Source organism: Thermostichus sp. OS-CIW-29 (assembly GCF_054058195.1).
The window spans coordinates 15,877-37,830 of sequence record NZ_JBSSAB010000032.1; the positions used below are offsets into that span (position 1 = coordinate 15,877).

The following is a 21,954-nucleotide window of genomic DNA, read 5'->3' on the forward strand; positions in this document are numbered from 1 at the left end:
ACCCAGCCCAGAGCCGCAAGGAGAAGCCACCATGCCCCAACGTCTGCAAATCCTCTACAACACCGTCATCGTCCCCAAGCTGCAAAAGGAGTTGGGCTACACCAACATCCACCAGGTGCCCCGCCTGGAGAAGATCGTCATCAACCGCGGCTTGGGGGAAGCTTCCCAAAATGCCAAGGCTCTGGAATCCTCCATTGCCGAGATCAGCGCCATCACTGGCCAGCGTCCGGTGATCACCCGCGCCAAGAAGGCAATTGCCAGCTTCAAGATTCGCAAGGGCATGCCTGTCGGCCTGATGGTGACCCTGCGACGGGAGCGCATGTATGCGTTTTTGGATCGCTTGATCAATGTTGCTCTGCCCCGTATCCGTGACTTCCGCGGTGTCAGCCCCAAGGCCTTTGATGGACGAGGCAACTACACCCTCGGCATCCGTGAACAACTGATTTTTCCCGAAATCAACTATGACTCTGTGGATCAGTTGCGAGGTATGGATATCTCCATTGTGACCACTGCTAAAACCGACGAAGAGGGCCGTGCCCTGCTCAAAGCCTTTGGCATGCCCTTTGCCTCTTAGCTTTGCCCACCCTGAGTTTCCTTGATTGATCTTCCGAGGAGCACTGATGGCCCACACCAACGACACGATCGCCGATATGCTCACCCGCATTCGCAATGCCACCATGGCTCGGCACGAGTCGGTGGCAGTTCCGGCCACCCGCATGACCCGCAGCATCGCTCGCGTTCTTCATGAGGAAGGGTTCGTCAGCGAATGGAAGGAGGAGGGAGAAGGGATCCAAGCCCGAGTGGTGTTGCGATTGAAGTACAAGGGCAAAGGCCGCAACTGCAGGCCCATCATCAATGGCTTAAAGCGGGTGAGCCGACCCGGCCTGCGGGTTTACCGCAACCACAAAGAGCTGCCCCGAGTGCTGGGAGGAATTGGGATCGCCATCATCTCCACCTCCAACGGCATCATGACCGACCGGGAGGCTCGTAAGCAGGGCATTGGTGGTGAAGTCCTCTGTCTTGTCTACTAGACCTTAAGTTTTCTCTGGTCAGGAGTTTTTCCCATGTCCCGTATCGGTAGACGCCCCATCGCCCTTCCTGCCAAGGTGGAGATCCAGATCGACGGCCAACACATTGCAGTGAAAGGCCCGAAAGGTCAACTGTCCCGCAGTTTGCCGCCCTTGATCACAGTCCAGCAAAACGCTCAGATGCTCACGGTCAGCCGTCTCAACGATTCTCGTCCTGCCCGCCAACTGCACGGCCTCTGCCGCACCTTGGTCGCCAACATGGTAGACGGAGTGTCCAAGGGATTTGAGCGGCGGCTGGAATTGGTGGGCGTGGGCTACCGGGCTGCCATCCAAGGCAGCAAGTTGGTTTTGAACGTCGGCTACAGTCACCCTGTGGAGATCCCCTTTCCCCCCGGCATCCAAATTGCCGTTGAGGGAAACAACATCATTGTTGTCTCAGGCACAGATAAAGAACTGGTGGGCAATACTGCCGCCCGCATCCGAGCGGTCCGGCCTCCGGAGCCCTACAAGGGGAAAGGGATCCGTTATCTAGGGGAACAAGTTCGCCGCAAGGCGGGTAAATCCGGGAAAGCGAAGAAGTAAATAGCCCATTGCGAAAGCGGGACGGAGTCCTATGAAAACCAGCCGCAAAATCACCACCCAACGTCGTCATCGACGCATTCGCCGCAAGGTCTTTGGCACTGCCGAGCGGCCTCGCCTGGCCGTGTTTCGCTCCCATCGACACATCTACGCCCAGGTGATCGACGATGTAGCCCAGCATACCTTAGCCTCCGCCTCCACCTTGGACACGGAGCTGCGCGAAAAATTCAAAGAAACCGGGACAGCCACTCAAGAAGCGGCTGCCTTGGTGGGCCGCTCAGTTGCTGAACGAGCCTTACAGATGGGCATTTCCCGCGTGGTTTTCGATCGGGGGGGCAAGCTCTATCACGGGCGCGTTCAGGCTTTGGCAGAAGCTGCCCGAGAAGCAGGGTTACAGTTCTAGCTACTGAGGACATAGCACATGGCTGAGCAGAGGGAACGTCGCAGAAGCAAAAAAAACCGCGAAGAGCAACCCACCGAGTGGCAAGAGCGAGTCATCCAGATTCGCCGCGTCACCAAGGTGGTCAAGGGCGGCAAGAAGTTGAGCTTCCGCGCTGTGGTGGTGGTCGGCAACGAGCGGGGCCAAGTCGGGGTTGGCGTGGGCAAAGCCAACGATGTGATCGGAGCAGTGCGCAAGGGAGTTGTGGACGGTAAAAAACACCTGATTGAGGTGCCCCTCACCAAAGGTTTGTCCGTACCCCATCCCATGCAGGGGGCAGGCGGCGGTGCCACTGTCTTGGTCATGCCAGCAGCTCCTGGCACAGGCGTCATTGCAGGGGGGGCAGTCCGCACCGTTCTGGAGCTGGCGGGTGTACGCAACAGCTTGGCCAAGCAACTGGGATCTAGCAACCCCCTTAACAATGCCCGTGCCACCATCGATGCGCTGCGGCGGATGCGTACCTTCAAGCAGGTGGCCCAAGACCGAGACATCGATGTGCGCCGCCTATTGGGCAAGTGATGGACAGGTATATCGAGCAAGTGAGCCAGAGGTAGACATGCGACTGGAAGACATTCGGCCTCAAGCAGGTTCGACGCGGCGGCGGCGGCGGCTAGGTCGTGGCGTTTCTGCCGGGCAGGGGGCCTCCTGTGGCAAGGGGATGCGGGGGCAAAAGGCCCGCAAGGGGGGTGGTACACGACCCGGCTTTGAAGGGGGGCAGACTCCCCTCTACCGGCGTTTGCCCAAGCTTAAGCATTTCCCCCGCTACACGCGGCGTCTGGAATACACCCTGGTCAACCTGCGCGCCTTGGCGGATCTGCCTGCCGGCAGCGAGGTCAGCCTGCAAAGCTTAATGGAACGAGGGATCGTCACCACCAACGATGGCCCGCTGAAGATCTTGGGGGATGGGGAAGTCAGCGTGCCCCTGACGATCAGGGCGGCGGCTATTACCGCTTCAGCCAAAGCCAAGATCGAGGCAGCCGGAGGTCGGGTGGAAATCTTGGGATCCTAAACCCCTTCTTCCCGTTGCTCTGGCCGGCTTCTGCCGGGTGGCGCTGAGTTGCACTTTTTTGATTTTGCTTTGATTTTGCCGACTGCTCCACCAGCAGCGTAGAGTGGTAGATAGCTAACCTTACCTTTTGCTCCCGCGAGATTCTCTTCCCTATGGTTGACACACGAGGTTCCGCCCCCTCTGCCCAAGAGACCTTTATGCAGATGGCTATGGCCTCTGGCCTGCGCAGCCGTCTGTTTCTCACCTTGGGCTTGCTGCTGTTGGTCAGACTGGGCATTTACATCCCCATTCCCAGTATCGATCGGGCCCGCTTTGCTGCCGAAGCTGCCAACAGCCCTGTGTTTGGCTTGCTGGATGTCTTCTCCGGCGGGGGGATTTCTGCTTTGGGAATTTTCGCCCTTGGGATCCTGCCCTTCATCAATGCCTCAATTATCATGCAGTTGCTGGTCTCGGCCATTCCAGCCTTGGAGAACCTGCAGAAAAACGAGGGAGAACAGGGGCGGCGGCAGATTTCTCAGTACACCCGCTATGTCACCTTGGTTTGGGCCATCATCCAGGGCATTGGCATTTCCTTTTGGGTGCGGGAGTTTGCCAGTACTACCAATGAGTTGGCCTTCATGGCCTCCACCACCTTGGCTCTGGCGGCGGGATCCCTGTTTGTGATGTGGCTGGGAGAGATGATCACGGAGAAAGGGGTGGGAAGTGGCCCTTCGCTGTTGATCTTCGTCAACATTGTTGCCACTCTGCCCCGTGCCCTTGGACAGACCATCAGCTTGGCCCGTGCCGATAGCAGCACCATCGGTGGCATCTTGCTGTTGCTGGCAATCTTTTTGGTCACCATTGTCGGCATTGTCTTTGTCCAAGAAGGCAGCCGCAAGATCCCGATCGTCTACGCCAAGCGCCAGGTGGGCAACAAGCTGTTCCGCGAGCAGAAAAGCTATCTGCCCCTGAGGCTAAACCAAGGGGGGGTGATGCCGATCATCTTTGCCTACTCGGTGATGTCCCTGCCTCTGGCCTTGGCCCAGTACACCCAAAACCTGACTTTGGTGCAGGTGGCCAACTTCCTATCCCCCACCTCCTGGTTCTACATTCCCTTCTATTTCGTGCTGATCCTCTTTTTCAGCTACTTCTACGCCTCTTTGCTCATCAACCCGGTGGATCTGGCTCAGAACTTGAAGAAGATGGGAGCCAGCATTCCAGGGGTACGCCCGGGCAAGGCCACTGCCGAGTATGTCGAAGGGATCCTCAACCGCCTGACGCTGCTGGGGGCTTTGTTCCTGTGCGCGGTGGCCATCATCCCGACGACGGTGGAACGGGCAACCGGCATCACCACTTTCCAAGGTTTGGGGGCGACCTCGCTGCTGATTTTGGTGGGGGTGGCGATTGAGACCTCCAAGCAGATCCAGACTTATGTCATCTCACAACGCTACGAAGGGATGGTCAAACAGTAGTGCCGAGGTTGATCTTTCTGGGGCCGCCGGGGGCGGGCAAAGGTACACAGGCGGAGCGGCTGGCGGCCATCTACCACACGCCCAAAATTTCCACGGGCGATCTGTTGCGGGCCGAGGTGAAAGCCCAAACGCCCCTGGGGTGCCAGGCCAAGGTTTACATGGATGCGGGAGAGCTGGTGCCCGACGAGGTGCTGATCGGAATGGTGAAGGGGCAGTTGCAGCAGTCTCCGGAGCAGGGCTGGATCCTAGATGGATTTCCTCGCACCTTAGCCCAGGCAGAGGCCTTGGAAGAGCTGCTGCAAGAGCTGGGCCAAGATTATGACTACGTCCTCAACTTGGAGGTGCCGGATGAGGTGGTGGTGGCCCGGCTGCTGGCCCGGGGCAAGGAACAGGGGCGCAGCGATGATGCGGATCGGTCGGTGATTCTCAAGCGTCTGGAGGTCTATCGGCAGCAGACGGCTCCCCTAATTGATTTTTATGAGGCCAAGGGGCGCTTGCAACGGGTCAACGGCAACCAGCCGATGGAATCCGTACAGGAACATCTGCAGGCTCTTTTGGAAGGCTTCAGGAGGACGGCGTGATCAGAGCAGGAGCTGGAAATCCCTCCCAGCGGCGGGGCATGCAGCTCATCGAGATCAAATCTCGCCGCGAAGTGGAGAAAATGCGGCGGGCCGGTCGGGTGGTGGCCCAAGTATTGCAGGAGATCGCGGAGCGCCTAGAGCCGGGCTGGACTACGGCAGATATCGATACCTATGCTGAGAGACGGGTGGCCCAACTCAATGCTTTGCCCAGTTTCAAGGGCTACTACGGCTTTCCTGCCTGCGTTTGTGTCAGTGTCAACCATGAGGTGGTGCACGGGATCCCCAGTCCCCGCAAAGTGGTGCAGCCGGGAGATGTGGTCAAAGTGGATTTTGGCGCCATCGTCGAGGGCTGGCATGCGGATTCCTGTATCACCATCGGCCTGGAACCCCTGAGCGACGCAGCTCGGGATCTGATCGATACTGCGGCCAAAGCCCTGCAGACGGGCATCGACTGTGTGCGCCACGGCGTTTGGCTTCAGGATGTCTCGGGTGCCATTGAAGATTACATCGAGGGGCGGGGCTACTCGGTGGTGAAGCAGTATGTCGGCCACGGGGTGGGGCGCAATCTGCACGAAGAGCCGCAATTTCCCAACTATCGCACCCGCGATCTGCCCAATCCCAAGCTGCGCTCCGGCATGACGGTGGCCATTGAGCCGATGGTGAATGCGGGGGGAGAGGCAACCCGAGTGTTGCCAGACCAGTGGACGGTGGTCACGGTGGATGGCTCTTGGTCGGCTCAGTTTGAGCACACGGTCTTGGTTACCGAGTCTGGAGCAGAAATTTTGACCGATCGCACGCCTTTTCAGTCCTAAGGGATCCCCTGATGAAGGACTGCAACGGTTAGGATAGAAGAGGTGGAGCATATTTTCATTTCTTAACAGCGCGTGTCGTCGCGGCTGTGGGGTGTCGTCCTATTTGTCGTGTCGTTTTTGGGAGGGTTCATTGTCTAAGGAAGATGCCATTGAAATGGAGGGGGTCGTTACCGAATCCCTGCCCAACGCCATGTTCCGAGTGGATCTGGACAACGGCTTCAACGTGCTCGCTCATATCTCCGGCAAAATTCGCCGCAACTACATCAAGATCTTGCCCGGCGACCGGGTCAAGGTGGAGCTGAGCCCCTATGACCTCAACAAAGGGCGCATCACCTACCGCCTTAAGAAAAAGTAAGTTCCCCAGCCGGGCTGCTGAGCATGAAGGAGCTGAGCCAAGTTCTCAAGACCAGCCTCTGGGCTACAGTCGGCGGCTTGGGTGCTCTAGCCGTTCTCAACGCTTGGATCTCCTCCCAAACTCAACCTCTGCAGAGCCTGTTGCCGGGAGAGGAAAGGCACCACTTCTGGCGGGGTCATCGCCTGTTTTACAAGGTCATGGGATCCGGCCAGCCGTTGTTGTTGTTGCACGGCATTGGGGCAGGCTCCTCCAGCTATGAGTTTCGTGCCATTATGGCGGAGCTGGGGCAGCACCATCAAGTCTATGCTCTGGATTTGTTGGGGTGGGGCAACTCAGAACGTCCAGATTTGGAGTACACCGGCAGCCTCTATGCCGAGATGATCGGGGATTTTGTCCAGCAGGTGATCGGGCGACCCTGTCACGTCATTGCAAACTCTCTCTCGGCAGGGTTTGCGCTGCGCTCGGCCCGTCTACAACCCCACCATTGGCAGAAGCTGTTGCTCATCGCCCCTCTGGGAGACAACAGCCTTATCCCCGATGCGCTCGGGATCCCTTTGGCCCAGATTGCCTATGGATTCCTCAGCCTGCCCGTTCTGGGGTTGGCCTTCTACAACGGCATCACCGCCCCCTGGAGTGTACCCTTGTTTACAGAGCAGAGCTTGTTCTCCCCCAGCTACGCCCTGGATGAGGCGGTGGTGGACTACTATTACCGGGCAGCTCACCAAGCGGGGGCTCAATTTGCCCCCCGTTCTTTTCTCACCGGCAGGCTCAATTTGCCCATCCAAGACGACTTTCGCGTGGTGGCCAAGCCCATGGCTCTGGTCTGGGGAGAACAAAATCGTCTCACCGGCCCAGAACAGGCAGAGCGGTATCGCGCTTTGCGCCCGGAGGTGCCGATATACCGGTTGCCAGGGGCTGCTTTTCCGCACATTGAAGCGCCGCAGACCTTTTTGTCGGTGGCTTTGCGCTTCTTGGCCGAAGCCGATCCTGCCCTGCCGGGATAGACAGATGGGGGATCCCTTCACCCCTTGGAAGAAAACAGCTGGGGATTGACGCAAGAAGCAGCCCTGACATCAGGGGGAACGACCGTACTCTCGGCTGACGCGACCACCCCCAGCCACTTCCCTGAGGGGAAAGGGGAGTTGATACAAGCCCGGCAACTTAAGTGGGCTCCCCGGCCTTATCCTCCCAGGGATCACTATCCACAGGAGTGGAGCTGGAAGGAGGAGGGGCAGGCTCAGAAGGAGGGGCCTCTTCTTTGGCATACTCCTGTTCCCAAGCCGGTTGTTCGGGGGCGGGTGCGGGCTCAGGCGGGCGTGGACGCACAGGCTGCGGCTCAGGTTCAGGCTCTTCTTCTGCGTAAACGTCTTCTTCTTCGGCCTCGTATTCCTCGTCGTATTCTTCTTCGTAATCTTCCTCGACGGCGGAACTCTCGACAGCACTGGGCAGGGCAGGAGCAGGGCTAACTCCGGCTTCCCAAGGGGGCTTGCCGATTCCCAGGGTTTCCAAAATCCCCTTGGCCAGTTGGGTTAGGCGGGTCTCAGCGCCATCGGCAACAATGAGGCGATCCCCGCCCACAGAGACAATCTCGTCAGTGGAGAGCAGATAGGTGCTGAGGATAAAGCCAGGTAAAAAGGTGAGGCCAAGGTTGGAGAGCACCAAGCCCGTGATGATGCCGGAGACGGAGTTGAACTCAAAATCCTTAACTTTGCCGAGGCGGATCCCTTCTTCGGTCACCACCTCGCTGCCAACCACGCGACTCAGGCCCTCCAAATCCAAGTTATCGAAAACTTCTTCGCTGGGGACAAGAACTGCATCCTGACCCAACGCTGTTACTTGCCGCAGCTCCATCAAACGGGGGGATCCGGCAAGGGCTTTTTCCAGCACCCCCAGCACCAGAACCTGCTTGGCTTCAAGATCCGCCCAAACTTCGCTGACTACCCCAAGCCGGGCTGCGTTGCCCTGGCTGATCACCTGCGTTCCCAGAACCTGTGACCGCCGACGAACCTCTGATCGCACCAGCGCAACAGATCCTTTCCCAGTCGTCATGATGGTTTCCCCGTCGTAAGTCAAAACGTTCCCGTTGTTGGGCTGCGTGTCTGACACAGTTCGCCAGAATTAAGTAAGTTAATAGTACCACTGCCTGTCTCCTCCCTCGCGGGCTGCCCAGGTGGGATCCCGGCCAATCTGCCTGCTCCAGGCCAGAAACTGCTCTGCCATCGCGCCCAGGGAATAGTGCTCTTCTGCCCGTTGCCGACAGCAGCTCCTGTCGATGTGATCTAGGCGCTCTACAGCCTCTGCCAAAGCTGCCACGTTGTCCGGCTCGACGATCCAGCCGGTTTCTCCATCGCTGACAATTTCCGCGGGCCCACCCCGGCGGTAGGTAATCACCGGCACGCCACAGGCCAAAGCTTCCACCGCCACCAAGCCAAAGGCCTCCACCCACTTGGGGGTCATGATCAAGGCTGAGCATTGCCCCAAGATCCGCTGCATTTGCGGGGTGGGCAAAAACCCTCGGTAATCCAATTGGGCATGCGGGTACTGCTCTTGGATCTGCTGCCAGTAGCCTGGCTCTTGCAGGTGGCCTAGGATCACCACCGGCCTTCCCGTCTTCTCGGCTAGGGCAGCACAGTCTTCCAGGCCCTTTTCGGAGGCAATGCGCCCAATCCAACACAGGGATCCATTCCCTTGGGGCACAAAGTCGTAGAGGCGCAGATCCACCCCGCAGGGCAGATAGACAAAGGGATCCCGACCTGCCGCCATCTCGGCTCGGGCAAAGGCAAAGGTCTGGGCTTGCGCCCGCGAATGCACCGCCAGCCGACCAGGGTAGCGATGGGCAATGTGCTCTAGAGCCTGATCGACGGCATCGCTGAGGGATCCCATGCTAACAATGTGGGCCACCGGGGTGCGGAAAAAATCCGTCAAATAAAACGAGAGCCAATCGTAGCTCCAGTTCACGATTAGATCGAACTGATCTTGCAGGTGGGCAGCCCGCTGCCACAGGTTGGCCAGCAGAGAGGGGGTGTGGATCAGAACCGGCTGATCGCGGCGCTGGGTTTGCGCATAGGCCGGGGGAAGGCCCGCCACCGGCTCGATCACCTCCTCCGGCAACTCCGCCATTCGGGATCCCACAGGGGCCAACACCCGCACTTGGGATCCCATCTGGAGTAAGACACGCGTCAGGTTGGCAAGATTGAGCTCCACACCACCACCGGCCCCGGATCCCAGAGGTCCAACAGGGGTGGAGAGGAACAGATAGCGGTGGGGACGAGCCATAGGGAGAGCCTCGGTAGCTCAGCCCATTATCTTCTCAATCCGGATACCCGACTCCTTTTGCCTGGCCTCAAAGCCCACAGCCTGCCCAGAACTTTACGAGGCTTTGGCTACAAAAATTTCTCCCTTCTCCACCTTGACCTTGTAGATGGCCAGGTCTGCATTGGCCGGGCCACGGGTACGGCTGCCATCGGCAGCAAAAGCCGAGCCATGACAGGGGCAGACAAAGTTCTCCCCCCGCCAGTTCACATCACACCCCGCATGGGGACAGGCGGCATCCAAAGCCAGCAGAGAATCTTCTTTTTGCGGATCCCCGACCAGCCAGAGGGTGGCGGTGTTTTTCCCAAAGGCGTTTTCCACCTTGAAGGGGCCATCTTTGAGATCGGCCAGGGTGGCAACTTTCACAAACTCCGGCTCAGAAGCCTTGGAGCCAGAAGCAGTTCCCTGGGCCAGGGCAAAACGGCGCCGGGCAAACCCAGGTAACCAACCCACCAACGAGCCCAAACCGAGAGCCAGCCAGCGAAGAAAACCGCGACGATTGTTGTACATGGCCATGTGTCCTTGGAGGTGTGCAAAATGTGCGTCATGAGCCAGCAAAAGCCTGACCCCTTCGGAAGGGATCCCAGTGCAAATGCTGCCCTTAACATCTTGTTACACCAGAACGGTTTCGGCCAGGGCCAAGCCGCACTTTTTCCGGCTAGAGTACGCAGCAGCAGGCATCTTGGTTGCTTCATTGATTTGGCCGATGGGATGGGATGGGATCCCTTTCGGCTGTTGTACGCCTGGAGCCTAGGGTCGGGAGGTAAACAGCTCAGCAACCGTGCAGACAAAGCCGGGCAACAGGGGAGAAGACAACGCATCCTGAGCCAACAGCGTTTCTACCAAGACCAACTGGGCCTGTTGTCTGCGATACACCTCTACTCTCTGAGCCAGCCGATCGACGATCCAGTACTCTTGCACCCCATGCACAGAGTAGAGTTTCCGTTTTGCCAAGCGGTCTCGATCCTCATGAACTTTTCCAGGTGATAGGACTTCAACCACCAGCTCAGGGGCACTCCGAAAATGTCCTGCTTCATCTTGAATCTGGGACAGCCGCTCATAACTAACCCAAACAACATCGGGAGACACATTATCAAATTCGGAAAAGAGGATCCCTGGCATGATTGAGGGTTCTCCCAATCCTGTTTCTAGCGACCACCGATGCAGTGCGGAGAACAAACACCCGATAATGTGCTGATGTTTGTGATGAGGAGAGCGAGTCACCAGCAGTTCTCCGTCGATGATCTCGTAGCGGATCCATTCATTCTCTGGCAGAGCCTCGATGTCTCGAGTAGTCCAGCGTACCTCTGTGGCAGTCATTAGCTGTCCCTGTAGCGATGGATGATGCTATGCCTAGGGCACCCTGCTGCTATACCTACGGCACTGCGCCGACAACTGCAACGCTGTCGCAACGGCGGAAACCACACTTGGCGTAGCCAAATCTTAACCCAGGATCCCGTTCACAGAAGCGAGACGGAGTCCTTCCTCTCTAACCACGACGGCTCAATGGGTAGAGCTTCTACGGAGCTGAACTATCGGTTGAGCTATCGTGTGGGGCTAGTTGGGATAGATGCGCAAGCGGCGGTTGGGCTCTTCGCCAAAGCTTTGGGCCCGCAGGTGGTAATGTTCCACCAACTGGTGTTGGAGCTTGCGGATCAGAGGCGAACGGGGCAAAAGTTCCACCGGCTGAGACTTGGGAATGACGATTTGCTCCACCGCCAGGCGGGCTTCTTCCAGAGCTTCGGTTTCATCGCCTGAGCTGGCGCGAATGAACAGCTCCAGGTCGGAATCGGATCCCTCTTCGCTTTCAATGTTGAGAATATGGCGCAGGGCGCGAGCCAGGGCAATCAGAGTATTGGCCTTAACGGTGTGAATCGGGATCTGGCGGGAGTGGGCCATCTGCTGGATCTTGGAACGGCTGCGCACCTGGGATCGCAAGGCCAAGACAATGTCTGCCTCGTCTAGATCTTTGGTGACATCCGCCGACAGTTTCAGGGTTTGGATCACCTGCTCCAGGTAGAAGCGGCTCACTCCGTAGGGGTAGATCATCAGCGGCCCATCCGGATTCTGCTGCCGTCCTGTCGGGGCTAGGGCGGATCCCTCCCAGTCCAAATCTTCTTCTTCGTCAGAGCCGGATTCCGCTTTGGATTCGGCCACCACCTGAGCGGCAGGACGGGATCCCGCTGGCGTTAGCGGGACGGAGTCCTCTCGCCTCTCCAGGAGCAAACCCGATTCTCCTTGCTGCTGCGAGCGACTTTCAAGCGGCTCTGAAGGCAGAGCTTCCATCCGTCCAGAGCGTTGCCATCCTCCCCGCTCCCGTGCTGCGGAGATTGTGCTGCCGGCAGGGGGCCATTGGGGGCCAGATAGAGCCGGGCGCCCGTTTGCGCCAGCGGTGCTCCGCACTATCACCACCTGGCCGTGTTCGTCTAAACTGCGGGTTTGGGTCAGCGGCTCGCGGTTGCGCAAGAGACGATCCACAGTGGCGGCCACATCTTCGTGGATGACCCAGCGGGATCGCTCCAGCATCTCTATGGCAATCTCAAACGTGGGGGGGGCTTTGCGCTCCAACACACTCTTCTGAGAGCCGCGCCGCCGCGCCTCTTCATCTCCCAGGGTGACCGATTGGATCCCGCCCACCAAGTCGGAGAGGGTGGGATTTTTGATCAGGTTGTCGATGCGGTTGCCATGGGCAGTGGCCACCAGTTGTACCCCCCGCTCGGCAATGGTACGAGAGGCCAAAGCTTCCAGTTCAGTGCCGATCTCGTCGATGACCACCACTTCGGGCATGTGGTTCTCCACCGCCTCAATCATCACCTTGTGCTGCAGCTCTGGGCTGGCCACCTGCATCCGTCTGGCCCGGCCAATGCCCGGGTGGGGCACATCGCCATCGCCGGCAATCTCGTTGGAAGTGTCGATAATAACCACTCGTTTGCCCAGCTCATCCGCCAGCACACGGGCAATTTCCCGCAGGGCCGTGGTTTTGCCCACCCCCGGTCGGCCCAGCAACAGCATGGAGCGCCCCTGTTCCACCAAGTCGCGGATCATGCTGATCACTCCGATAACGCAGCGACCCACCCGACAGGTAAGGCCGATGATCGTGCCTTGGCGGTTGCGAATGGCACTGATCCGGTGCAGGGTAGAGGCAATGCCTGCGCGGTTGTCACTGCTGAACTCTCCAACTCGGCTGATCACCTGATCCAAGTCAGCCCGGGTGATGACGTCCTCTAAGAGATAATCGGCAAAACCGGGGAAGCGGGCTTCGGGGCGGCGGCCCAAATCCAGCACCACCTCCACCAACCGATCCAGGTGGGGATGCTGTTCTAGGCGCTCGCGAATCGGAGCAGGCAGGATATCCAAAAGTTTGCTCAGGTCGTCGCTGTATTGAACCTGGCCGGGAAAGCCGGTACGTTCGTGCAAGCGGTGTGGAGCACTTTCCAGATCCGCCGACGGGTTGAAGGGCTGTACGGGGAAACTCATGGCTGAGCAACGTCGTTAAACGCAGGAAAAACGGGTTTGTTTAAAGGCAACGGATCGCCGCTTCACTTGCTGCACCAACTGCTTGGCCAACGGGATCCCTGCCACCAATCCAGGATTCCATCCTGACTCCGATGAGCTGTGGGCTGGCTCTTCCAGATAGGCTGACACCAACTGTCGCGCGTAGCTGCCGAAGGCTACCCCCGCCACCGGCCACCGGGGATCCAACAGCGGCACCGTTTGGGCATTGGTTCCTCCCGCCAATTGCACATAGCCCGGCAGGCCCATGTTCAGCACCTTCTCGGCCAATTTCAGGGTGGCTTTGCCGGTGCCAGCTCCGATATCGCCACTCATAGGCCGGCCATCCACCTGCCAGATCAACACTTCCGGCAAGGGATCCATGAGGGCCAGCAGATCCCTCAAATAAGCCTCTAGGCCCGGACCATCGTTAAAGCTAATCGAGATTGCCTGGAGCTGAGGTAGCCAGGGCTTCAGGGATCCCCACAATTGCTCGAATGACCTCTGGCGACCAATGCAGGTGTGGATCTCCACCGCTTGAATGCCCAGCTCGACCAAAGGCGGCAAAACTTCTGACAAAGCGACCTGGTAGCCGAAGGTGGCAATGCGCCGGTGGGGGCAAACCGGCTCACAGCGCCCACAGCCGTAGCACAGCTCTGTCTGGATGTGGACTTGAGCAGGAAGGGCTGCCTGGGTCAAAGCATGAGGGGGACAAACTGCCAGACAAGGCTGAGGACAGTCGGCAGGACAGACGGGAGCCGTCAGCACCGCCTTGCGGAAATGCACGTCTTCGCCGTCATTGACGCTGACCATCAACCAAGGGGATCCCGCCTGGGGATCTTCGGCTTGTGCCCGTTGGATCCCTTCTTGAGCAGCCCGCACAATGGCCGGATCGGCAGCAACATCAATGCAATCTGCCCCGGCCAGCGTGTAAAGGAAAGCCAGCTCCCGAACCGAGGGCAAGTGGTGGAAACTTGCGCCGCAGATCAGCTTAAACCAAGTACCCTGTTGCAGCGAGGCGGTTGGCAAGGTCACAGGCACGAGAAACCGCTAGCAGGATGGGGATCTGAGCCGCAGGCCATCTACTTGAGATGGTAGCAAAGAAATTTCCAGGATCCCGAAGAGAGGTTCAGGCGCTCTGCAGAGGTTGCCAACGAATTGACCGTTCTCGGCCCAGTTCCACCACAAACTTCACTCCCTTGTCTTCCCGACTCAGCTTCACCAGGTAGGAGAGTTCCTGTTGGCTGAACACATGCCCTTCGTAAAACCAGAACACCAACCCCTTAGCTTTTGGGGGCAAGGTGGCCCGATACTGCTCGATCAACGCGGGAAAGAAATAGGTGCGCCGCTCCGATTTGCCCAGCGTGGCAGGCCGTACCCCATGAATGCGCGTCAAATAGCTGGCCAGGTCCCCGATTCCCTTACTGGAGAGGGTGACCACCTCATACCCAGCTCCGCGCAGCCGCCGCAGGTAGTGCCCTTCGGATCCCCCCTCTGGGGTTACATAGATGGCCAAAGCTCCAGCTTGCTCCAGTTGCTGTACAAACTTTGCACCTGAGCCGACCAGCAGCATAGGAAAAACTCCATGACTCGTCTAGGGTTGGACAAGCAGCCCACCTGCGCTCATTGTAACGGGATGGCGACTGAAGCTGGGGATAGAAGCTGCCAATGGAACCCATAGAATACTGGCTATCTCCCTGTTTTGCAGAAGGGAGCGTAAAGAAGGGTTAAGATACGGGTAACCTGCTTGCAGGTCTCAACCCACAGGTGGCGGACAAAGGCGGATGGATCCCCCTAGTAGGGATGGCCTCCCCGCCACTTACACAGCGACAACAGATGAACCTCATCATGCGACGACGCGAGCTGTTGACCTCGGCGGTGGCCGGGTTGATTACAGCACCCCTCAGCTTAGCAGGAGAGCAAAGAGCAATGGCCCAACAGACTTATCCCTTCACCAAAACCGACGCCGAGTGGCGGCAACTGCTCACCGAAGAGCAATACTATGTGCTGCGCCAAGAGGGCACTGAGCCCCCCTTCCGCAACGCTTACTACGACAACAAGGCCCCAGGTATCTATGTCTGTGCCGGCTGTGGTCAGGAGCTGTTTTCCTCGGCGGCCAAGTACGACAGTGGCACCGGTTGGCCCAGCTTTTGGGAGCCGATTGCTCCCCATGTGATCGGTACCAAGACGGACTGGAAATTGTTTGTGCCCCGCACAGAAGTCCACTGCTCCAACTGCGGCGGGCATTTGGGGCACGTGTTTCGGGATGGCCCCCCGCCCACGGGCTTGCGCTACTGCATCAATTCTGCTGCCCTCAAGTTCATCCCAGCCACCGCCTAGAAATCCTCTTGGCTCCAGCTAAAACTGAGCCGCCTGTCTGGGTGAGCCTATGTCGGACTACACGTTCCTGGATGCTGCTTCGATTCTGCTGCGGGAGGGCCTGGAAGCTCTCTTGGTGCTGGTGGCACTGCTGGCCCTTATGAGCAAGAGCGGGCAATCGGCTCAGAAGCGCTGGGTGTGGATAGGGGGATCCGCGGGCTTGCTGGCAGCGGTGATGCTCGGTCTGCTGGTGAAGCTGTTTTTCCAGCAGATGCTCACCCACACGCGACAAGAGGTGCTGGAAGGGATCACCGGGCTGGTGGCAGCAGGTTTGTTGTTCTCGGTCAGCCTTTGGTTGCACCGCCGGGCTGCAGTGGCTTCTTGGCAAACCTTTGTGCGGGAACAGGCGCAGGCGGCACTGGCCACGGGTCAGGTTTTTTCCTTGGCTTTTCTGGCCTTTGTGGCGGTGTTTCGCGAGGGGGCGGAAACGGTGCTGTTTTATGTGGGGTTGGCCCCTTCCCTCTCGGCAAAAGATTTTTGGGCGGGGATCGGCCTGGGATCCCTGGTGTTGGTGGCGGTGGCGATCTTGCTGCTGCAGGTGGGGCTGAAATTGCCGCTGGGAGTTTTTTTCCGGGGCCTGAGTCTGCTGGTTTTCTATTTGGGCTTTAAGTTTTTGGGCAGTGGCTTGCACGCTCTACAGGTGGCGGACTGGCTGCCCATCACCCCCCTGGTCGGGATCCCAAAGCTGCGCTGGCTGGGCATATATCCCACTTGGCAGACGCTGCTCCCCCAACTGCTGCTGCTGGGAATAGCCTTCGCCTTGTGGGTGGGGCAATGGCTGCGAGCTGATTCTGCTCAGAGGCTTTCTTCGTGAAAAACGCTCTCCACCGGCACTGGGGATCCCATAAGCCATAAGTTTGATGAATCCCTGTCCTGGTTTTGATGGATGGCAATGATGCAGGTCACAATTTCATAGTCGTTTCAGGTTGGGACAAGGCGACCGAGGTACTGGGAAAAGCCTTCTGGCCCTGTGCATCTAACGTTTTAAGTGCGGGTGCAGTGTCCTGGTTTGAATCAAAATGACCCTAAAAAGAAAGCGCTCTGTACGTCGCGCCTGAAACCGCACCTAGTCAAGCCTTCCAGTCCAAGAAAGCAAAGCCTACCGGCAGGGATCCGGCAAGCCGCTGGATTTTGTCGGAGATCCCCAGTAGGAAACCCTGTCGATCGCTACGGAATCGACAGAGAGCATCCACTCTGTGGGGTTCCCGAGAATCAGGTATCGTAGACCCGGCATTCAACAGCATCTGGGTTTTCAGCGCAGTGCTTCTCTAGGCTGCTGGGAGTCCTCGGCTGGTGGCTGCGAGCTGCCAGCACTTCTTCAACCGCATCCCAGGCCGCACGGCAGTGGGGATCCCCTTCGCCGTACTCAGAGCAGACGTTGCGAGCATTTTCCAGCTCTTTGGCGATCACTTCAGACAGTCCCATGTTCTCAAGCTCCTTTAGACTAGATGGGGCCGGTGGCCCGCTGATATAACCGGTTGACGCAGAACCTGTAGGGATTCGGTGTAACCGAGGATCAACAGGTAAAAACCAGCCGATCCAGATGAGGAATGAGTCCAGGATAATGACCTTGTGCCAACCGAATTGATCAACCGGATACATTACCTATTCTAAACAGGGACACCCGGGGGGTGCAGCTACGCTTTCGCGATCTCTTTGGGATCAGGATGCGCAGGGATCCCTCAGGCTCCAAACAGTTGTTCAATCCGTTGCCGCACCTGCTCTGGGGATCCCTGTTGACGCACTTGACCTTCCGAGAGAAAAATCGCCCCGTCTGCCCACTCCAGTTCCGCCAGCCGATGGGTTACCCAAAGGGCGGTGATGCCTTCTTGATCCACCAATTGACGGATGCACCGCAGCAAATCCGCCTGGCTGTCGGGATCCAACAGGGCTGTCGGCTCGTCCAAAAGCAGCACCTCGCTGCGCCGGGCCAAAGCCCCTGCCACCGCCACTCGTTGCTTCTGTCCGCCGCTGAGGCCGTGGATGGGCCGACGGATCAGGTGCTTTAATCCGACTTGCTCCAAGGCTGTTTCCACCCGCTGGTGAATTTCCGCCAAGGTCAGAGCCTCTGCTCCCAAGCCAAAGGCCACATCGGCTCCCACCGTGGGCATGAACAGTTGGTGATCCGGGTTTTGAAACACATAGCCCAGCCGACCGCGAATCTCCAGGTGGCCCGAAAGGGGCTGGGGATGGGTCAGGGATCCGGACAACAGTTGCAACAAAGTGGACTTGCCGCTGCCATTGGGCCCCAAGAGCATCCACAACTGGCCCTTGGGAATGACAAAACTGCACGCCTGCAAAACCGGCGGACGCTCCGGCCAAGCAAAGGTCAGACTCTCCACCCGAATGGCCACCTCAGACATGGGGATCCCTTGCGGCAGAGGGATAAAGAGCTGTCCTCAGCTTTGCAACTGGGCCAAAAAACCGGGACGGGCTCCCATGGGGCTGGCGCCGCCCGACTTGGAAGTCATTTGCACGCCACATAGCTCACCGGTGAGCAGGAACACCTTTTTGCCGGTGCGGTCGCAGGTCAGCTCCAAACTCTGAGGGGATCCACTCTGCAGAGCATTGACGATGCTTTGGTAGGCCCGGTTGGCCGCTTCTTCCTCTTTTTGGTGGACAACGATGGGGGCAGGGTTCCCTTTCAGGAGCAGTTCCAGAGTGTACATGGCTGACCGTTGCGTAGTGGGCCGTGGGACAAAAGAGAGGCACCCAGAGGACGCCGTTGGCGACAGCAGGACGAAGTCCTTTTCCAGTATCGCAGGTTGGGCCAGGGTACCGGCAGGCTCAACAAATGACGGGGGAGTTTCTCTCGCCAGATTAGGCCAGGCCGGTGCCGAGAAAAGGCAGCAGGCTAATCAGCAACAGGCCCAACGTGGCCAGGGATCCCGCCAAGAAGGAGAGGGATCGCCCAATGGGAATATCGGCAATGTAGAAAAAGTTGTAGAGCAGCCGCGCCAGCAGAAACACCCCACACAGCACAGCTACCCCTTCATCTCCGCTGAGGCCAAAATACCAGGGATCCGAGTGAGGGCCGGTGATGTAGGCGATCAACGCTGCTGCCGCAAACATCCCAAAGGTCTCAAACCCGTTGGCGTGGGCCCAGGTGGCCCGTTGCCCGTAGGGAGGTAGCCTATCAAACATAGCCCGAGGAGCATGCAGGTCGTAGCCAACGCGGGCACGGGCATAGCCCACCACCCCCATGGGCAGATAGACCAAGAGCATGGCTGCCGCGATGGAGAACAGGGGGATAGCTGCGAGAGGAAGGCTTGGCAACATAAGGCAAAAGGACGGTGCAAGATAACAGGGGAGAGGAAGGAGCCCAGCTCGGGCAGGAGCTATTGCCGGGAAAACCAACACCAGAACCATTATCTACCGGGCTGGCCAGCCGGGCAGAAGCCTGATTTGGTGATTGATGCTTGGGTCAGGAGATCTTGCGGATTTGCCGGCGACGCTCCTCATATTCAGCGCGGGTGATCAAGCCCTGTTTCAACTGGCTTTCCAACTGCTGTTCGGGATCCCGGGCTTCTCGCCCTTCCACACTGGTCCATTCCAGCTCGATCAACTCTCGGTTGAATCGAAAATCGAAATCGGCATTGCTCATGGTCAGGATCCACAGCCCTTCCAGCAAACAAAGGGCGCGTACCCCGTAGCTGAGGATCTGCAGCGGGATGGAAGGAACGAACACCATCAGCCCCGCCACCAAGTAGCCCCAGCCCCAGCGTTGGTGCCCCATATAGAAGCGCTGCAACCCTGGGATCAGCACCCCCAGCATCGCCAGCCAGCCGGCCACCTCGCGGACCAACCGCCGACGTTCCTGTGGGGGCATATCAGGGCCCCTGCTCTCGGCCATAGACTGCACCAGCTAGATGTGCCATTAAGCTAGCTCAGTTTTGGCCCCACAGAGCTCAGGAACTTGGAGCGAACCTCAGACTACCTTTGGGCAGAATCCCGCCGCCTATACTTGATGGGGGCAGTTCGGGGAAGGAACATGGCAGAGCGGGAGCTATCGGTAGCGATCTTGGCAGCGGGCAAGGGCACCCGGATGCGATCACGGCTGCCCAAGGTGCTGCACAAGCTGGGATCCCTGTCTTTGATCGAGCGGCTGCTGCGCACGGTGCTAACCTTGAAACCCCACCGCTGTCTGGTGATTGTGGGTTATGAACAGGAGCAGGTGCGCCAAGCCCTGCGGGAGTACCCGGTTGAATTTGTGGAGCAGGCCCAGCAATTGGGCACCGGACACGCCGTTCAACAGCTGTTGCCCGTCCTGGGCGGTTTTCAGGGGGATCTGCTGGTGATCAACGGGGATGTGCCCCTGCTGCGGGCAGAAACCCTGCAAGCTCTGGTGGAGCGCCACCGCCAGATGAACCCAGAGGTAACCTTGCTCTCGGCTCAGGTGGCGGATCCCTATGGCTATGGTCGGGTATTTTGCGATGCCCAACAGCGGGTGCTGGAACTGGTGGAAGAGCGAGACTGCACCCCAGCCCAACGGCAAAATCGCCGCATCAACAGTGGGGTGTATTGTTTTCACTGGCCGGCTCTGGCTCAGGTTTTGCCCCATCTCAATCGCAACAACGCGCAGCAGGAGTACTACCTAACGGATGCCGTCAAGCGGGTGGGCAAAGCCATCGCTCTGGATGTTGCCGATCCGCAAGAAATTGTGGGCATCAACGACCGCCGCCAACTGGCCCAGGCGTACCAGATTTTGCAGGATCGCCTCAAAGAAGCCTGGATGGAAGCCGGGGTCACCTTTGTGGATCCCGACAGCAGCAGCCTCGAGGAAACGGTGGAATTGGCCCCCGATGTGGTGATCGAGCCCCAAACCCATCTGCGAGGGGTGTGCCGCATTGGGCCGGGAACCCGCCTGGGGCCGGGCAGTTGGATCGAGTCCAGCGAGATTGGATCCGGCTGTCACATTCTCTACTCGGTGGTCAGCCACAGCCGCATCGGCAACCAGGTTTGGATAGGCCCCTACGCCCACGTGCGCCCCCACAGCCAGATTGGGGATCATTGCCGCATCGGCAACTTTGTGGAAACCAAAAATACCCAGATCGGATCCCACAGCAACGCCGCCCACTTGGCCTACCTGGGCGATGCCAAGCTGGGATCCCAGGTCAACATCGGGGCGGGCACCATCATCGCCAACTACGACGGCCAGCAAAAGCACTTCACCGAGATTGGGGATCGCAGCAAAACAGGCGCCAACTCGGTTCTGGTGGCTCCTTTGCAGGTGGGATCCGATGTCACCATTGCTGCCGGCTCCACCATCCCTGCCCGCTACCCCCTGCCGGATGACTGCTTGGTGATCGCTCGCTCCCGCCCGGTGGTCAAGCCCGGTTGGCGACTTGGGATCCGCTCTTCCCGCCCCCAGGAGCCCCAGCCCATGCCGCCGGGATCCCTCAAGATTTATCCCTTGCGCCTTTTCCCCGGCCAAGATCTCAAGCAGGAACTAGAGCGATTGGCCCGGCAGCAGCCCTTGCAAGCGGGGTTTGTCCTCAGCGCTGTCGGCAGCCTCAGCCAAGCCACCCTGCGCCTGGCCGACCAAACGGGGGATCACCTGTTGTCGGAACGCCTGGAGATCCTGGCCCTGAGTGGATCCCTGTGCCCTGACGGAGTCCATCTCCATCTCACCGTTGCCGATGCCCGAGGCCAAACCTGGGGGGGACACCTGCGCCCCGGCTGCCTCATCTACACCACCGCCGAAATTGTCCTCGCCGACAGCCCGGAGTATCGCTTCTCCCGTCAACCGGATCCGGCCACCGGCTACCTGGAGTTGCACATCCAACCCGTGGCAGGGGATCCCTGCTGGCCGTCCCCACCCCCCCAACCCCAGCAAAACCAGCAGACAAAACCAGAGGCTGACAACAGCAGGCCGAAAAGCCTACAGTAGTCAACACGAGTTACCTAAAGCTAAAGGGGGCTTGTGAGCGCCAAGCCGAAAGCTTCACGGAACTCATGGACGCTTTGCGGTGTGGCGGGCATGTTACTGGGTTTTCGGACGCAACTCATTCTTAACCGCAAGCAAACAACTCTAGCCGCCCAACACGCTGGGGTAGCCCGCCACGCCTATAACTGGGGCTTAGAAGTCTGTCGGCAAGCCCTGGAGAACCAGCAAAAACTTCCCACCGCCATTGACCTGCACAAGCGCCTAGTGGCCGAGGTGAAGAAAGAACATCGCTGGTACTACCAGGTCTCCAAATGCGCCCCTCAGCATGCATTACGCAACCTGGAGCAAGCCCTTAAGCGCTGGCGGGGTGGGTTGGGGAAGTTTCCCCGCTTCAAACGCAAGGGAGTGCGAGACAGCTTTTACCTGGAAGGGAGTATTCGCACTTCTGGCAACCGCATCAAGGTACCTATCTTCGGTTGGCTGCGCTGTGCAGAGCTGCTCCCGGTGACCACACCCAAGAACGTGGTTGTTAGCTTGAGAGCATGACTCTAGTCAATAATAAGCTCAACTATACTGAAAATAATGTATAATATGTTCAGTACGGATTACTACCAGTTGATCTTTCTGTTT

General features: G+C 58.7%; 27 protein-coding genes and 1 pseudogene. 16 read left to right on the forward strand and 12 right to left on the reverse strand.

Annotated features, from left to right (window positions below):
• The first annotated feature begins 31 nt into the window (after positions 1-31).
• The 11 genes from rplE to ACVWZJ_RS11155 all read left to right on the forward strand — a co-directional run bounded on the left by rplE (position 32) and on the right by ACVWZJ_RS11155 (position 7,258).
• Positions 32-574: a 50S ribosomal protein L5 gene (gene rplE, locus ACVWZJ_RS11105; protein ID WP_011434164.1), complete on the forward strand. Its 543-nt coding sequence runs from the start codon at positions 32-34 to the stop codon at positions 572-574.
• 46 nt (positions 575-620) lie between these two features.
• Positions 621-1,031, forward strand: coding sequence for a 30S ribosomal protein S8 (rpsH, locus tag ACVWZJ_RS11110; protein WP_011434165.1), 411 nt, complete (start codon positions 621-623; stop codon positions 1,029-1,031).
• 33 nt (positions 1,032-1,064) lie between these two features.
• A complete protein-coding gene (gene rplF, locus ACVWZJ_RS11115) occupies positions 1,065-1,610 on the forward strand; it encodes a 50S ribosomal protein L6 (RefSeq protein WP_011434166.1) in 546 nt (181 codons plus the stop codon).
• Positions 1,611-1,641: 31 nt separating this feature from the next.
• The gene (gene rplR, locus ACVWZJ_RS11120) at positions 1,642-2,010 is read left to right on the forward strand and encodes a 50S ribosomal protein L18 (protein ID WP_457396071.1); all 369 of its coding nucleotides are present in this window, start codon (positions 1,642-1,644) and stop codon (positions 2,008-2,010) included.
• Between the two features lie 18 nt (positions 2,011-2,028).
• Positions 2,029-2,565, forward strand: coding sequence for a 30S ribosomal protein S5 (rpsE, locus tag ACVWZJ_RS11125; RefSeq protein ID WP_011434168.1), 537 nt, complete (start codon positions 2,029-2,031; stop codon positions 2,563-2,565).
• A gap of 37 nt (positions 2,566-2,602) precedes the next feature.
• Entirely contained in the window at positions 2,603-3,055 is a 453-nt protein-coding gene (gene rplO, locus ACVWZJ_RS11130) for a 50S ribosomal protein L15 (RefSeq protein ID WP_414355942.1), read from the forward strand.
• Positions 3,056-3,207: 152 nt separating this feature from the next.
• Positions 3,208-4,506 (forward strand): preprotein translocase subunit SecY, encoded by a 1,299-nt coding sequence (secY, locus tag ACVWZJ_RS11135; protein WP_011434170.1) that lies wholly within the window; start codon positions 3,208-3,210, stop codon positions 4,504-4,506.
• On the forward strand, positions 4,506-5,087 hold the full coding sequence (locus ACVWZJ_RS11140) for an adenylate kinase (protein WP_011434171.1): 582 nt from the start codon (positions 4,506-4,508) through the stop codon (positions 5,085-5,087). The genes secY and ACVWZJ_RS11140 overlap by 1 nt, the downstream gene beginning before the upstream one ends.
• A 38-nt stretch (positions 5,088-5,125) precedes the next feature.
• Positions 5,126-5,899, forward strand: a complete 774-nt coding sequence (gene map, locus ACVWZJ_RS11145) for a type I methionyl aminopeptidase (protein ID WP_414344308.1) — start codon at positions 5,126-5,128, stop codon at positions 5,897-5,899.
• 130 nt (positions 5,900-6,029) lie between these two features.
• Positions 6,030-6,254, forward strand: a complete 225-nt coding sequence (gene infA / locus ACVWZJ_RS11150; protein WP_011434173.1) for a translation initiation factor IF-1 — start codon at positions 6,030-6,032, stop codon at positions 6,252-6,254.
• Positions 6,255-6,277: 23 nt separating this feature from the next.
• Positions 6,278-7,258 (forward strand): alpha/beta fold hydrolase, encoded by a 981-nt coding sequence (locus ACVWZJ_RS11155; protein ID WP_457396074.1) that lies wholly within the window; start codon positions 6,278-6,280, stop codon positions 7,256-7,258.
• Between the two features lie 157 nt (positions 7,259-7,415).
• On the opposite strand, the gene ACVWZJ_RS11160 is transcribed toward ACVWZJ_RS11155, so the two are convergent.
• From ACVWZJ_RS11160 to ACVWZJ_RS11190, 7 genes are all read right to left on the reverse strand, one after another.
• Positions 7,416-8,273, reverse strand: coding sequence for a PRC-barrel domain-containing protein (locus tag ACVWZJ_RS11160; RefSeq protein WP_414399163.1), 858 nt, complete (start codon positions 8,271-8,273; stop codon positions 7,416-7,418).
• A gap of 108 nt (positions 8,274-8,381) precedes the next feature.
• Positions 8,382-9,530, reverse strand: a complete 1,149-nt coding sequence (locus tag ACVWZJ_RS11165) for a glycosyltransferase (protein ID WP_457396076.1) — start codon at positions 9,528-9,530, stop codon at positions 8,382-8,384.
• Between the two features lie 93 nt (positions 9,531-9,623).
• Positions 9,624-10,082, reverse strand: coding sequence for a QcrA and Rieske domain-containing protein (locus tag ACVWZJ_RS11170; RefSeq protein WP_414522190.1), 459 nt, complete (start codon positions 10,080-10,082; stop codon positions 9,624-9,626).
• A gap of 234 nt (positions 10,083-10,316) precedes the next feature.
• The gene (locus ACVWZJ_RS11175) at positions 10,317-10,886 is read right to left on the reverse strand and encodes a Uma2 family endonuclease (RefSeq protein ID WP_457396079.1); all 570 of its coding nucleotides are present in this window, start codon (positions 10,884-10,886) and stop codon (positions 10,317-10,319) included.
• 237 nt (positions 10,887-11,123) lie between these two features.
• Positions 11,124-13,043, reverse strand: a complete 1,920-nt coding sequence (locus ACVWZJ_RS11180) for a R3H domain-containing nucleic acid-binding protein (protein ID WP_457396080.1) — start codon at positions 13,041-13,043, stop codon at positions 11,124-11,126.
• Between the two features lie 15 nt (positions 13,044-13,058).
• Positions 13,059-14,099 carry a Light dependent period protein LdpA domain-containing protein gene (locus tag ACVWZJ_RS11185; protein ID WP_011434181.1) on the reverse strand — a complete coding sequence of 347 codons (1,041 nt, stop codon included), beginning with the start codon at positions 14,097-14,099 and terminating at the stop codon, positions 13,059-13,061.
• Positions 14,100-14,187: 88 nt separating this feature from the next.
• Positions 14,188-14,631: an NAD(P)H-quinone oxidoreductase subunit N gene (locus ACVWZJ_RS11190; protein WP_011434182.1), complete on the reverse strand. Its 444-nt coding sequence runs from the start codon at positions 14,629-14,631 to the stop codon at positions 14,188-14,190.
• 275 nt (positions 14,632-14,906) lie between these two features.
• On the opposite strand from ACVWZJ_RS11190, the gene msrB reads away from it, so the two are divergent.
• Both msrB and ACVWZJ_RS11200 read left to right on the forward strand, forming a co-directional pair.
• Positions 14,907-15,398 carry a peptide-methionine (R)-S-oxide reductase MsrB gene (msrB, locus tag ACVWZJ_RS11195; protein ID WP_041437625.1) on the forward strand — a complete coding sequence of 164 codons (492 nt, stop codon included), beginning with the start codon at positions 14,907-14,909 and terminating at the stop codon, positions 15,396-15,398.
• A gap of 49 nt (positions 15,399-15,447) precedes the next feature.
• On the forward strand, positions 15,448-16,251 hold the full coding sequence (locus ACVWZJ_RS11200; protein ID WP_457396082.1) for an FTR1 family iron permease: 804 nt from the start codon (positions 15,448-15,450) through the stop codon (positions 16,249-16,251).
• A gap of 398 nt (positions 16,252-16,649) precedes the next feature.
• On the opposite strand, the gene ACVWZJ_RS11205 is transcribed toward ACVWZJ_RS11200, so the two are convergent.
• The 5 genes from ACVWZJ_RS11205 to ACVWZJ_RS11225 all read right to left on the reverse strand — a co-directional run bounded on the left by ACVWZJ_RS11205 (position 16,650) and on the right by ACVWZJ_RS11225 (position 19,290).
• Complete coding sequence (locus ACVWZJ_RS11205; protein WP_457384595.1) at positions 16,650-16,862, reverse strand: CP12 domain-containing protein; 213 nt, start codon at positions 16,860-16,862, stop codon at positions 16,650-16,652.
• Positions 16,863-17,119: 257 nt separating this feature from the next.
• Complete coding sequence (locus ACVWZJ_RS11210) at positions 17,120-17,800, reverse strand: energy-coupling factor ABC transporter ATP-binding protein (RefSeq protein ID WP_414355927.1); 681 nt, start codon at positions 17,798-17,800, stop codon at positions 17,120-17,122.
• Positions 17,801-17,836: 36 nt separating this feature from the next.
• The gene (locus ACVWZJ_RS11215) at positions 17,837-18,106 is read right to left on the reverse strand and encodes a hypothetical protein (RefSeq protein ID WP_414332008.1); all 270 of its coding nucleotides are present in this window, start codon (positions 18,104-18,106) and stop codon (positions 17,837-17,839) included.
• A gap of 151 nt (positions 18,107-18,257) precedes the next feature.
• On the reverse strand, positions 18,258-18,716 hold the full coding sequence (locus ACVWZJ_RS11220) for an MAPEG family protein (RefSeq protein ID WP_414344246.1): 459 nt from the start codon (positions 18,714-18,716) through the stop codon (positions 18,258-18,260).
• 145 nt (positions 18,717-18,861) lie between these two features.
• Positions 18,862-19,290 (reverse strand): SHOCT domain-containing protein, encoded by a 429-nt coding sequence (locus tag ACVWZJ_RS11225; RefSeq protein WP_457396083.1) that lies wholly within the window; start codon positions 19,288-19,290, stop codon positions 18,862-18,864.
• Between the two features lie 138 nt (positions 19,291-19,428).
• On the opposite strand from ACVWZJ_RS11225, the pseudogene glmU reads away from it, so the two are divergent.
• From glmU to ACVWZJ_RS11240, 3 genes and pseudogenes are all read left to right on the forward strand, one after another.
• A pseudogene (gene glmU, locus ACVWZJ_RS11230) lies at positions 19,429-20,781 on the forward strand (bifunctional UDP-N-acetylglucosamine diphosphorylase/glucosamine-1-phosphate N-acetyltransferase GlmU); the annotation flags it as partial.
• A 39-nt stretch (positions 20,782-20,820) separates the two neighbouring features.
• Positions 20,821-21,327, forward strand: coding sequence for a PPC domain-containing DNA-binding protein (locus ACVWZJ_RS11235; RefSeq protein WP_238376989.1), 507 nt, complete (start codon positions 20,821-20,823; stop codon positions 21,325-21,327).
• 90 nt (positions 21,328-21,417) lie between these two features.
• Positions 21,418-21,870, forward strand: a complete 453-nt coding sequence (locus tag ACVWZJ_RS11240; protein WP_041437627.1) for an RNA-guided endonuclease InsQ/TnpB family protein — start codon at positions 21,418-21,420, stop codon at positions 21,868-21,870.
• Positions 21,871-21,954: the final 84 nt, after the last annotated feature.

What these genes read in the sequence shown, in the direction of transcription:
- ACVWZJ_RS11215 (WP_414332008.1), bottom strand. Translation starts at nt 18,106, where the DNA reads ATGTACACTCTGGAACTGCTCCTGAAAGGGAACCCTGCCCCCATCGTT.
- rpsH (WP_011434165.1), top strand. Translation starts at nt 621, where the DNA reads ATGGCCCACACCAACGACACGATCGCCGATATGCTCACCCGCATTCGC.
- rplR (WP_457396071.1), top strand. Translation starts at nt 1,642, where the DNA reads ATGAAAACCAGCCGCAAAATCACCACCCAACGTCGTCATCGACGCATT.
- ACVWZJ_RS11180 (WP_457396080.1), bottom strand. Translation starts at nt 13,043, where the DNA reads ATGAGTTTCCCCGTACAGCCCTTCAACCCGTCGGCGGATCTGGAAAGT.
- secY (WP_011434170.1), top strand. Translation starts at nt 3,208, where the DNA reads ATGGTTGACACACGAGGTTCCGCCCCCTCTGCCCAAGAGACCTTTATG.
- ACVWZJ_RS11205 (WP_457384595.1), bottom strand. Translation starts at nt 16,862, where the DNA reads ATGGGACTGTCTGAAGTGATCGCCAAAGAGCTGGAAAATGCTCGCAAC.
- ACVWZJ_RS11170 (WP_414522190.1), bottom strand. Translation starts at nt 10,082, where the DNA reads ATGGCCATGTACAACAATCGTCGCGGTTTTCTTCGCTGGCTGGCTCTC.
- ACVWZJ_RS11240 (WP_041437627.1), top strand. Translation starts at nt 21,418, where the DNA reads ATGTTACTGGGTTTTCGGACGCAACTCATTCTTAACCGCAAGCAAACA.
- msrB (WP_041437625.1), top strand. Translation starts at nt 14,907, where the DNA reads ATGCGACGACGCGAGCTGTTGACCTCGGCGGTGGCCGGGTTGATTACA.
- ACVWZJ_RS11220 (WP_414344246.1), bottom strand. Translation starts at nt 18,716, where the DNA reads ATGTTGCCAAGCCTTCCTCTCGCAGCTATCCCCCTGTTCTCCATCGCG.
- rplF (WP_011434166.1), top strand. Translation starts at nt 1,065, where the DNA reads ATGTCCCGTATCGGTAGACGCCCCATCGCCCTTCCTGCCAAGGTGGAG.
- ACVWZJ_RS11155 (WP_457396074.1), top strand. Translation starts at nt 6,278, where the DNA reads ATGAAGGAGCTGAGCCAAGTTCTCAAGACCAGCCTCTGGGCTACAGTC.
- map (WP_414344308.1), top strand. Translation starts at nt 5,126, where the DNA reads ATGCAGCTCATCGAGATCAAATCTCGCCGCGAAGTGGAGAAAATGCGG.
- ACVWZJ_RS11200 (WP_457396082.1), top strand. Translation starts at nt 15,448, where the DNA reads ATGTCGGACTACACGTTCCTGGATGCTGCTTCGATTCTGCTGCGGGAG.
- rplO (WP_414355942.1), top strand. Translation starts at nt 2,603, where the DNA reads ATGCGACTGGAAGACATTCGGCCTCAAGCAGGTTCGACGCGGCGGCGG.
- ACVWZJ_RS11175 (WP_457396079.1), bottom strand. Translation starts at nt 10,886, where the DNA reads ATGACTGCCACAGAGGTACGCTGGACTACTCGAGACATCGAGGCTCTG.
- rpsE (WP_011434168.1), top strand. Translation starts at nt 2,029, where the DNA reads ATGGCTGAGCAGAGGGAACGTCGCAGAAGCAAAAAAAACCGCGAAGAG.
- ACVWZJ_RS11235 (WP_238376989.1), top strand. Translation starts at nt 20,821, where the DNA reads ATGCCGCCGGGATCCCTCAAGATTTATCCCTTGCGCCTTTTCCCCGGC.
- ACVWZJ_RS11210 (WP_414355927.1), bottom strand. Translation starts at nt 17,800, where the DNA reads ATGTCTGAGGTGGCCATTCGGGTGGAGAGTCTGACCTTTGCTTGGCCG.
- rplE (WP_011434164.1), top strand. Translation starts at nt 32, where the DNA reads ATGCCCCAACGTCTGCAAATCCTCTACAACACCGTCATCGTCCCCAAG.
- ACVWZJ_RS11225 (WP_457396083.1), bottom strand. Translation starts at nt 19,290, where the DNA reads ATGGCCGAGAGCAGGGGCCCTGATATGCCCCCACAGGAACGTCGGCGG.
- ACVWZJ_RS11165 (WP_457396076.1), bottom strand. Translation starts at nt 9,530, where the DNA reads ATGGCTCGTCCCCACCGCTATCTGTTCCTCTCCACCCCTGTTGGACCT.
- ACVWZJ_RS11190 (WP_011434182.1), bottom strand. Translation starts at nt 14,631, where the DNA reads ATGCTGCTGGTCGGCTCAGGTGCAAAGTTTGTACAGCAACTGGAGCAA.